Here is a 541-nt window from a genome sequence, read left to right as displayed (position 1 = left end):
CCGCCCACGTCAGCCGATGTTGTCGACCGCCGCCTTCGCCTTCGCGATCGTCGACTGCGCCGTCGAATCGTTCTGCTCCAACGTCGACCTCAACAACCCGATGATGTTCTTGACCTCCTGCGACGCACGATTCCACCGCAACTCCTTGCCGTGGTACTCATCCGCCACACCATCAGCCGTGAAGTCCGCCATCGCCGCCTTCACCTGACGATCACGCTGCGCGATGACCTCCTCCAACCGGCCGATCACCGCCTGAATATTGCCCTGCACATCCGCCGACGCACCCGTGTCGTACGACCGACGATCCGCACCCGAACCCACCATCACACACCACTCCCCGTGAAAACACTTCCATCGACAGGCCTCACCGAGACCTGGAGAACAGACCTGAGGAGACGCTGGCCAGAAACCTCAACTGCACGGAGTTCCACGCAGTTCAACGGAAACGCGCACCGTCGAAGTTCGCCGCCGACATCCGACTCCGCGCGTTGTCGCCCTGCTCCTGATCACCCGAAGCGAACGCCGAATCCATCCCCGACTG

At 62.3% G+C, this 541-nt stretch carries 1 protein-coding gene; it reads right to left on the bottom strand.

The features are described from left to right. Positions 1–9 precede the first annotated feature (9 nt). Positions 10–324 carry a pore-forming ESAT-6 family protein gene (locus VXC91_RS46790; protein ID WP_329513393.1) on the bottom strand — a complete coding sequence of 105 codons (315 nt, stop codon included), beginning with the start codon at positions 322–324 and terminating at the stop codon, positions 10–12. Positions 325–541 lie beyond the last annotated feature (217 nt).

This window comes from Streptomyces chiangmaiensis (assembly GCF_036281785.1).
Taxonomy (GTDB): domain Bacteria; phylum Actinomycetota; class Actinomycetes; order Streptomycetales; family Streptomycetaceae; genus Streptomyces; species Streptomyces chiangmaiensis.
The sequence above is the reverse complement of the archived record's forward strand: the minus strand, read 5'-3'. Positions and strand labels throughout refer to the sequence as shown.

Coding starts and splice junctions, on each gene's coding strand:
- VXC91_RS46790 (WP_329513393.1), bottom strand. CDS start 324: ATGGTGGGTTCGGGTGCGGATCGTCGGTCGTACGACACGGGTGCGTCG.